The 9900-nt window shown below is 52.8% G+C and carries 5 protein-coding genes and 1 pseudogene; 1 reads left to right on the top strand and 5 read right to left on the bottom strand.

Features of this window, described 5'->3' with window-relative positions; translation table 11 throughout:
- A pseudogene (locus L9W92_RS17975) lies at positions 1-335 on the top strand (IS110 family RNA-guided transposase); the annotation flags it as partial.
- Between the two features lie 183 nt (positions 336-518).
- On the opposite strand, the gene L9W92_RS17970 reads toward L9W92_RS17975, so the two are convergent.
- The 5 genes from L9W92_RS17970 to L9W92_RS17950 form a co-directional block, all read right to left on the bottom strand.
- Positions 519-2147: a CapA family protein gene (locus tag L9W92_RS17970; RefSeq protein WP_240085120.1), complete on the bottom strand. Its 1629-nt coding sequence runs from the start codon at positions 2145-2147 to the stop codon at positions 519-521.
- Between the two features lie 144 nt (positions 2148-2291).
- Complete coding sequence (locus L9W92_RS17965; RefSeq protein WP_240085119.1) at positions 2292-4580, bottom strand: S-layer homology domain-containing protein; 2289 nt, start codon at positions 4578-4580, stop codon at positions 2292-2294.
- Between the two features lie 63 nt (positions 4581-4643).
- Positions 4644-6824 (bottom strand): DUF3160 domain-containing protein, encoded by a 2181-nt coding sequence (locus L9W92_RS17960; RefSeq protein ID WP_240085118.1) that lies wholly within the window; start codon positions 6822-6824, stop codon positions 4644-4646.
- A 309-nt stretch (positions 6825-7133) separates the two neighbouring features.
- Positions 7134-8408, bottom strand: coding sequence for a chitobiase/beta-hexosaminidase C-terminal domain-containing protein (locus L9W92_RS17955; protein WP_240085121.1), 1275 nt, complete (start codon positions 8406-8408; stop codon positions 7134-7136).
- Between the two features lie 107 nt (positions 8409-8515).
- Positions 8516-9682 (bottom strand): S-layer homology domain-containing protein, encoded by a 1167-nt coding sequence (locus L9W92_RS17950; RefSeq protein WP_240085117.1) that lies wholly within the window; start codon positions 9680-9682, stop codon positions 8516-8518.
- Between the last annotated feature and the right edge of the window lie 218 nt (positions 9683-9900).

Below are 9900 nucleotides of genomic sequence, written 5' to 3'. Positions count from 1 at the left end.
AGAAATCTGTACGTGTAAGCCGTGCAGGTGTGTATATTAAGCCACTGTTGGTTCAATGCGCCAATGCCGCCGTTAAAAGCAAGGACTTCCCTTATTTCCGGGTGAAGTTCGAACAGATCAAGTACCGCCGGGGTCACAAAAAAGCAATTATTGCCATTGCTCATATGCTATTAAACTGTATTTACCACATGCTTTCTAAAAATGAGCCGTTCGATTATAAGCGGTATCGAATCGAAACTGTTTCAAAGCCAAAGCCATTATTAAAATTTACGGCTGAACAAGCTATCTTGCTGCTTGAAAGCTTGGGTGCTCAAATCATTCTTCCTACAGCATAATGACCTCTTCCATTACTTTTCAAAGTCGCTATTTAGGGGCTTTTTTTGCTATGCCTTTTTTCGCCCATCATAAAATACAAAGTCTTTCAACCTTATCACCTCCACTGAATTTTTACTCCTTTTGATTTATTCGGCGGGTTTGTTAAAAAAAATAGAGCCATTAAGGTGTTATTAATATTGTTTTTATGAATCTTGAGGTTCCCCGTAAGAAATTTTGCTGAAACCCCAACCGTTCCATTTCCATATATTTACTTCTCTTTCCTTGGGATTGACATAGCTGCCTTCCGTGACAACCAGCTCGTTGCTGCCGTCGCCATCCAAATCTTCCAGGACCGTTTCATAATTCGGACGATCCAGATTGGACGATTGCCAAACAGGTTTAAAGGAACTGCCGGCCAGCTTGAAGATAAAAAGATGATTTTTCACGCTCTGATCATCTTGGGTAACCCAAAAAGGCTTGTGCGCCCCAAAGCTCCCCGACTTCCAGACCAGCAGGTTCAACTCGGAAACACCGTCGTTGTTGGAATCGCCCAAAAAGAAATTATCCACCCACCACTCACCGGGCGACTGCCAGATTGTTTGCAAGCCGCTGGCAACCTTCATCGCGCCATCCTGCAAAGAATAATCTTCGTTAATGCCGTCTTGATTCAGGTCGAAGGACTGCTTTTTGGCCAGCCTGGATTCCGGCAGTGGCCTTTGGGCGTAAAAAACATATCTAATACTTTTCTCAAAAACACGGTTTTCCTGATCCCAGGCAGGGACGGCCGCTTCCTCCAGCTTTAATCCCGAATTAGCCAGAACAGATTTGGCCGCTTCCCCTTCCAACAACTGCGGCTGGTCTTGATCATTGATGAAAACCGGCAGAAATTCAATCTTCCCCAAGCCTGCGCGGGTAATGAATATTCTGGCCGCCAGGCCCTCGCGCGTAGCCCGGGACCATTTTTGATCAAAAATAAAATTGCCCAGGCTGTAAAAGATGTACTTTCCTTTGTATTTTTCCACCTTTTGGACCACGTGCGGGTGATGCCCCAAAACGAGATCCGCGCCGGCGTCTATCGCCAGGCGCGCGTATTCAATTTGCGTCTGGTCCGGTTCGTGCTCGTATTCCCTGCCGGCGTGGATGGACGCCACCACAAAATCTGCTTTTTCTCCGGCGTCTTTTACGGCCGCCCTTACTTTTTCCCGGTCAAGAAAGGCGATACCGGGATGCTCAACTCCTGCCAGGTAAGACTCAGGCACGAGGCCGGGATCGGCAAAAGCAAGAAACGCCAGCTTCATTCCCTTCACTTCGATAAGCTCCGCGGCATACGCCTCGTTTTCCGTTCTCCCGGCCCCGGCATGCCCAATGCCCGCGCCATCAAGATAGCGCAGGGTATCCCGCACACCCTGCGGGCCGAAATCAGGCAAGTGGTTGTTGGCCAGGGAAAGGATGGTGAAGCCGGCGTCTTGCAAAGCGAATTCCACACCCGGATCGGCGCGCAGGATCATCTCCGGCGCGCCGATTTCCCTGCCCGGCGTGATTGGGTTTTCCAGATTGCCGAAAACAATATCACTGTTTTTCAAGTATTTTTCAATTTTCGCAAAAGGGTGCCGGAGATTCCCTTGCTTTTTGCTTTCCCCGGCCACGCCCCGGGAAAGCATAATATCCCCCGCCGCCACCAGGCAAACAGGCTCCTGCCCGGCTGGAAGCTTTAACTTTTTTTCCTTGTACGCCGTAAAATCTTCTTCCGGTGAACAACTCCCCGCCGTTATGAACCACAGGCAGCCAATCGCCGCCAGCAAGGCAATTATCAATAATTTCCGCGTCTTCATTAAGCTAAGCAATGAATTCTCCTTATCGCGCTCGTGCAAGGACTCGCAACTGCAGGCTAGTTCCTGTTTATTTTCACCAGCGCGCGTTGAAACGCAAATGAAGCAAGGTTATGGTTTTATGCAGCTATGGCACCCATTCTTGTGCTACTTGCCGTTTATTAACAACCTTACAATCGTTTCCGCCGCTTCGGCCCTGGTCACAACAGCTTTGGGCTCAAATTTCCCCTCCACCGGCTTGATTAAGCCAAGCGCCACGGACAGGGCGGCATGTCCCCGCAAGTTTTCGGAAATATCGTTAGCGTCCTGAAAATCAAGCACATAAATGTTGCTTAATCTGGCCACATTGTAAAGACCCATGGTTTGGACGGCTAAACGGGCCAAATCTTCACGATTGACGGCAGCATCCGGCTCCGGCTTTTCCCCGGCTCGAATAATGCCGAGCAGCTCCGCCGTGTCGTAATAGCTCCGGTACCACGGTTCCTTGCCGCCGGCAGCCGCCCCGGGCGACCGTCCAGAGCTTTTCACCAGCATGGCGATTAATTCAGCCTGCGTCACAGGGTCGTCAGGCCGGAACCTGCCGTCAGCCCCCGTGACGATGCCCGCTTCGGCCAGCAGTTCCACCGCCTCACGCGCCGGATGGCCCGCCAGGTCGCTGAAGCTTTCTTTTTCCCCGGCTGGAGTAACTGTCTTTCCCTCTTCATCAAGAATCCGGCCGGTGAAAGCATCCAGCATGGCAAAGTTGCGGTTCGGCTGGTAATAAACCAGGTGAACTTTGCCCTCCTCGCGCGGCTTTACGGATTTTTCCGGCGCCCACGTCCGCAGGTAGCCCAGTGTCAGCGGGGCTTCCCGCAGGTAATTGTCCGCCGCCGCTTCTTGGCTGATGACACCCTGGGGGTCGGGAAATTGCACATCCCACCAGGTCATCCGGTACGAATTTATTTCACCCGTGGCGCTGTTCACCTCCAGGTCGAACCCGTTTTGCGGGAATTTCACTCCATTCGTCACCCGTGTGTAGTTAATGGCATACGCGCGCGGCCGCGGCTCCTCCAGCGGGTCGATCACCAGCCCCTGCACGGGTCTCAACGAACCAAACACCACCTGCGCCCACCTGCCCGGCTGATTTTTTTCAATATAATCTTCCGCTATATGCAGGGCTTCTTCATCACTAAACTTTACTACCGGTGACTTTAAATCTTCATACCTGTTATAACGACGGCTAAATGCCACCAACTCTCCATTGACGGCGTTGACGGAGACATCCATTCCGCCATCGTCCGAACCATCGCCGGCCTGCCAGCTAAATTCCCACGACTTATTCTCCTTAAACGAGTAGTCCTGTTCCAACCTGCTGCTGGTTAAAACATATTTCGGCGGTATTGCTACGGCGGACTTCGCTATTTTCAGAGCTTCATCCTGCGGAATAACATTCTTCAGCCTGTCAACCTGGTCTTCTTCAGCCGGGTTGAGCCTAATCGCTTGGTCGAATAGATAATTACCCGCGCCTCCGGCGCCGTCAGGCATGCTGGCTTGCTTATAGTTATAGCTTACTTCATTATTTAGAAGCTCGCCGGTCAAAGCGTCAATAACAACCTGCCGCCGGGATTCCGGCAGCTTGTAAACCAGCTGCACGGGCGCTTCCACGCCGTATGGCGCGTAAGGGCGGTAGTAATACAATTCGGGAGCTGATTCAGAGTAAAAAACTTGTTCAGCCTGCTCCGGGGCAATTTTGCCGGCCGGCGGCGGAAAATCCCGCGCTTCTTCCCAGTTCACATCAAAGCGGATCACTTCATTGGTATCCCCGTTCACCGCCACACTAATACCGTTGTCAGAATAGATTACACCGTCAACATACCTGGCGTAGTAAAAGTTGTATTCCACCTGCTCGCGCTCATTAACAGACAGGGGCGGGACATAGTCGCTGCCCGGCTGCAAGCTGGTTTCCCCAAAACGCCCGGGCTGCAACTTTTGAGCAAGGGCGGCGGCCATAGCTTCCGACTGCTCCCTGGAATATCGGGGCAATCCCCGGTACACCACTCCGGGCCCCCGCGGCAGCCACTTATACATGCTCCAGATTTCCCCCGTCCCGGCGTCAACTTTTACATTCATTTCGCCGCCCGGTTCGCTGTTCCGGTACCAGCGCAGATTCCAAAAAGAATTCTGCTCAGACTGGCTGAAACCGCTTGAAAACTGGTCCAATTCCCCCGGAACGGCAAACGCCTGCCTGGCAATTTGGATGGCCTGCTCCAAGCTTACCGCATACCGCGCGCCGTCTGCCGCGGCTTTTTGATTTATCGCGGCGCCATTCTCAAATGTTTCTGCCTCCTTGAGGTCCGCAGGCGCAACCTCCGCCACGGCAACCCCCTGATGCAATAAGAATACGCCGAGGATAAAGCATGATCCAACAATACATGCCGTCCAGTTCCGCCAGTTCATTTATTCTCCTCCTCTTTACGAATAAATCATCTACAGTTTACATCCTCAATAATTATCACGTCTTCACTCAGCAATAAAGGACTTGGTCCATTCCGGCTGCGGGGGAGCCTGGCCGTCATCCAGCATTTTGTGCCATTTGGCGTCGGTCAGCCGGTCGCTAAGCGGCCAGGGAAATTCGTAATATGAATACACGCCGCCGACAGCGATCCTCAGCTTGCCGTCCACGGGAACAACCGCATAGATGTTGAAAACGCGGCCCGTCGCTTCTTCCAGCACCTGGCCGTTGGGGTCGGTGGCCACGTCCCCCACCAAGGCGGCGGGCCGGTCATTTGCGGCGGAACGGTGGTCAACTCCCTCGTCACTCAGGGCGTCAATCCAGAAATGCTCCAGTTGTCCTCCATAAGAGCGGATTAATTCATACTCCTCGTCGGTTAAAGGGGTGTTTGCCAATTCCTTCTCAGAAATAGTCTTCAGGGCAGTAACCAGTGTCTCCATCCGTTCCAGACTCTCCTTATCCCGCTCGTTTAAGAGTTCGCGCTCCAGCAGGCAGTCCCCGGTCATTTTCACCAGCGAGGCCAGGCGGGCGTACAGATAAGGGTTGGGCTCGACATACCCGCGGTCGTCAACCTGTTCCCCGCCGCCGCCGGCCTCAGCGTAAACCTGCTTGGCGTATAGGATAGTGTCATGCTTTAGCTCCGCCCAACTGCCCAGATAGGTATTGAGTTCCTTTCTGGCCCAGGCTTGGCTGCGCATAAACGAAGGGTACCCTTCCGGTTTTTCCTGAATCAAGGGCATAAGCGCGTAAAGCCAGTTCCAGTAGAGGTTCTGGGTCCAGGTCTCGTCGCTCAAACTGTTGATATAGGTTTTCATTTCGGCCATGTTTTCCGGGTAGTTCCGGTAATCCGTCTCCCCCATGGATTGCAAAATGGCGTAGGCTTCCGCCGAACCCATGGCGGCGGGAATGTCCATTCCCCTGGGCAGCATCCTCTGCTCGCCCTGGCTGTTTTCCCCCACTTCCCGGTAAACCAGCCGCTGAAAAACAGAGGCGTCTATGGTAAACCGCTGCCCCATGAACCGGAAACCCTTTATTTCTTCTTTCCGTTCAGCCTGGGATGTTCCCGCGTTAACCGGTATGGAGTTCAGAGACGGCGGCTCCAGTTGCCCGGCGGCTTCCAGGAGCGCGTTCCATTTGTCCGGGCTGGAAAGCACTGTCTGCAGGTCGGCGTTTATCCCGTATATCTTATCGATTGTTTCCCTGATCTGAGCATAGGAGATATCGTCGCTTTTACCGACGAAAAAGCTGGTGGTGGCATATATGTCATCCCACATCCGCCTGTTTTCCCCTTTGCCCAAAGCCATCGTGATCAATAAGGCGGACCTGGTTTCATCCTCGCTCTTGAAGCGAAAGTTTAGCCTGCCGTACCACATCATGGACTTAAAATATGCCTTGAGCGAATCCGTCTTGTCATAATGACCCCTCGGCACATATTGCGAGTAATCCTCCTGGAAAGCGCCGCTAAGCTCATCGTTCCCGCCGATGTTCATCAGCGGCGAAACAGCGATGCCCTGGTGGTTTTCAATCAAGTCCAGCTCTTTTTCCACTTCATTTTTCACCAGGGAAGGGATGGCCTCGTCAGGGTCCACAAGCTTGCAGGCCACGGCGAAAAAGCCGACATTCCGCCTGGCGGCGTTCTCCCAGATGGTGCCCTGGAGATCTTTGTACTGCTTTTGCGCCTGGTTCAACATCGATTTGTTAAGCTCTTTCAGTTCCGGGGCAAGTTTTTCCGTTTCCACAACCCGCAACAGGTGGTCAAAAAACAAATGATAGTTGTGCAGCACGGAATCGGTGGTGATAAACAACGGAACCGGTTCATACCGATTTCTCTCGTATAGCGAGAAAAACTCTTTCTCATACTTGTTGGGAACCACGACGAAGCCATTTTTAATTAACAGGTTTTTCGCCGCCGGGGACAGTTCAAACATGTCCTTGTTGGTGATATTGCCCATATCCGGCTTCACCGCATATGGCTCGACGGCGGGGTTTACCTGGACGGGAAGGTCTTCATACCCGGTAAAGGTTGCGTCGATGCTCGCCGCCTCCAGCCTGTCAGTGCCGGAACAGCCGCTGCTTGCCGCGGCAAGCAGCAAAAGCACCAGGATTAACGCGGGCAAATACTCTCTTCCCCGTTTACTATGACTATGGCCGATAATTCGGCAACAGTCCTGACGGCTTCCTCTTTTCACGGCCTTCATCTCCTTTCCGTCGGGCGATTAGCCCAATATGTGTATTTAAACGATCCGATATCCTTCCAGTTCCACCATTTTAACAATTCCGGATCGTGTCTTTCAATCCATTCCCATTTCTTTGGTAATGTCCCTTAAACAATAACAATAAATTAGAAATATTCAAGGGGTTTTCTTTGTCATAATTTGTCGGAATTTGTCACTCTCGTCATGCTATAAGAGTATCAAAGATTTAAAAAAAAGCAAAAAAATCCCCTGGGGCCATAACTGAAATGTCCTGACCGCAGGGGATTCTTCTTATACCATTATCTAAGAACCATAGCTGTGCGGATTACCCTCTACAACAGGAGGATCACCGTCCGGTATTATGGTCAATCCGGAATCAACTCCGGTAAGACCGGTAAAGCCTGCGGCGGTGGTAAAGCCTGCGGCGGTAATGCTAAATGTTACAGTATCACCTAGTTCTAGATCTGCTACGTCTCCCACCAGAATTATATCGTATGCGCTTTGAGAAGTTGTCAACTGAAAACCGCTTATTTGTACGCCGGTAAGCATCCCGTCTCCGTCCGCCTGGGCGGTCACATCGTCAGTTAACAGTTCTTGTCCGGACTCGTAATTGTCAATATAAAGCTTTAAGTCACTTAAATCAGACGCGTATACAGTACCTGCCACGCCAATTGCGTTAATGACAACCTCACCCGCAGTGACATCTTCTCCGTCTAAATTCAGCCGAAAAGCAAACAGTTTTATATCGTCTCTTGATGGAAGGTAAAATTCGTCACTGTTTTCATTATACGCCTCACCAAGCTCTGCCGTGCTCGGAGGCGCATAATATACGCAATCAAGTTCCTCGCTGTTTGCCCATCCGGACATAACGGCAATCGCCCTGACGTGCAAAGGCCCTTCCACATATATCTCATCTATCTCATCGTCTGTGTACAGTGTACTAGGTGTTGCCGGCGGAGACCCGTCAGTGGTGTAGGTGTAGTAAACAGACGCGCCATCCGTAGCGCAACGCAGTCTTAACATTGCGCCCATATCTATGAAACCCGGTGATAGTATCCCACCATCCTGATCAACGACATACGGCGTGGCTACCCGGACATCATAGCTGAACGTGGAGACCTGACTGTCGCGATACCCGTCCTTTACGGCGATAGCTTTAATGGTAACCGGTTCTGTCACTGCGATTGGTTCGTTATAAGGCGTCCCATAAACCGCATCCGGATCAGTTCCGTCAGTCGTATAATAGATCTCCGCTCCGCTGGTGGATGTGGTGAGAGTGACATGAGCGCCAATCGCCACCGTCGTGCCGGTCACGGGGTCAGCCGTTACCGGTGCCACAGTCAGTGTGGAATTATTGTGATTGTTTCCACCATCATTATCTGGTGTTTGGTTAGCAGGGGGCAAGCCGCTCGTGACTTGCTCCAGCGCGCGGGTAACAGCGTTAACGACGTTAGGCGGTCCTTGCGCTCCCGGTGGCGCGGATGGCGGAGCCGGCGGCAAATTGTTCTGGATTTCCTGGGCGCGTTGGTTCACCCAGTCCTGCACCCCGGCAAAAGCCTGCCTTTCGGTCTGGCTCATAGGAGCCGGTGGCGTGGGCGGCGCTCCACCCGAAGAGGTGACGGTGCTGGATTGGCCGCCGGCAAGCGATACGGTTTGCCCGCCTGACGTTAATGTAGCGTCACCGATCAGCACGTTGGTGCTGCTCTGACCGCTGGCGGTAACCAAGCTACTCCAGAAGGTTCCCCGGATTGCGGCCACGCCCCAGGGCATGTCGACTTCCACTCTCGTCCTCTGCGCGTAAGGCTCATTCCACCAGGCCGCCTCGCTCTCTCCCTCGGCCAGCAGGATGCCGGGCGGTAAATCAAGCGAGGCGAGCAGCACGGAATTCTCCCGTCGAGGAAAGCAGTATTATTGTTATTATCATAACGGCTGGCCAGCGCGCCGAAGATATTGCCTTTTTTCAGGTCGATGGTGAGCTTGTCCACAGCCACGCCGGCGGTACCGTCCTTCTTCATGTAGTTGAAGCCTTGCGCCGTCGTAATGGCGAATTCGGTACCGGGCATGAGCAAAAAGCCGCTGCCGTCGTCAAAGGTAATCTCCGCCTTGCTGTCGGCGCCGGTGACAATTGCATCACCCGCGCTCACCTTTACAGCGCTTCCAACCTTGACGCCGTTTACAGTCACTGTGCCGCTCTTAACCGTAAGTTTGCCGTTCAGCTCGTTTAACCGTAAAACCGGACTCAAGGTAAATAAAGCGGAAAGGCTCTTAGCCATTTCACCACGCTGGAAGTTTACCTCCGGGTTGAACGAATTGCCGGCGGGCAGCTCCACCAGTCCGGCCTGCACCGCTGTCGCCACTTGCCGGTAGGCCCAGTGGCCGGCGGGCACGTCGGCGATTTCCACGGTTTCACCGGTAAGGTCGCCCCCGGAAAGCCTCATCAGTAAGGAAGTGGCTTCTACCCTGGTAATGCTGCCGTCCGGGTTGAACGTGCCGTCCTGGTAGCCCTTGAGCAGGCCGTCTTGAGCAGCGGCCTCGATCACACCGTAGGCCCAGTGTCCGCCGGGTACGTCGCTGAAAGTCTGCGCTCCGCCATTTGCCGGCGTCAGTCCTTTGGCCAGCACCATCATCCGGGCAACCTCGGCGCGGGTGATGGAATCCGCGGGACGAAAGGAACCGTCAGGGAAACCCGATAAGATGTTCTTGCCGACCAGATAACGGACAGCCGGATATAAAGAACTGTCAACAGGCAGGTCAGTAAAACTAGGACCGCTTGTCTGCAAAGCCGCGTCTCCCGTGGGCGAACCGGCGGCAGTCGAGTCTGACGCTGCCAGCGCCGGTAAGGCGCAGAACAAGAATGCTGCCAGGCAAAGACAGAATAATAGTGCTATCCTGTACCTGTTTCCTGATTGAATATACGTTTTTGCACACCCTCCTTATAGCTTTTATAGGCTCTCGGCATTAGATGGGAGGAATCATTAAATCTGGAATAAAGCAACTGGAAATTCTGGCATGCCAGGCTAAAAAGACTGTCCTTTTCACGACATTCCTAAAAATGGGCATGGCAAAGAAG

It is taken from the genome of Pelotomaculum terephthalicicum JT (assembly GCF_022410535.1).
GTDB classification, from domain to species: domain Bacteria; phylum Bacillota; class Desulfotomaculia; order Desulfotomaculales; family Pelotomaculaceae; genus Pelotomaculum_D; species Pelotomaculum_D terephthalicicum.
This window is presented reverse-complemented; position numbering and strand designations above follow the sequence as displayed.

Excerpts from the sequence above, each read along its gene's own strand:
- L9W92_RS17970 (WP_240085120.1), bottom strand. The coding sequence starts at position 2,147 with ATGAAGACGCGGAAATTATTGATAATTGCCTTGCTGGCGGCGATTGGC.
- L9W92_RS17965 (WP_240085119.1), bottom strand. The coding sequence starts at position 4,580 with ATGAACTGGCGGAACTGGACGGCATGTATTGTTGGATCATGCTTTATC.
- L9W92_RS17955 (WP_240085121.1), bottom strand. The coding sequence starts at position 8,408 with ATGAGCCAGACCGAAAGGCAGGCTTTTGCCGGGGTGCAGGACTGGGTG.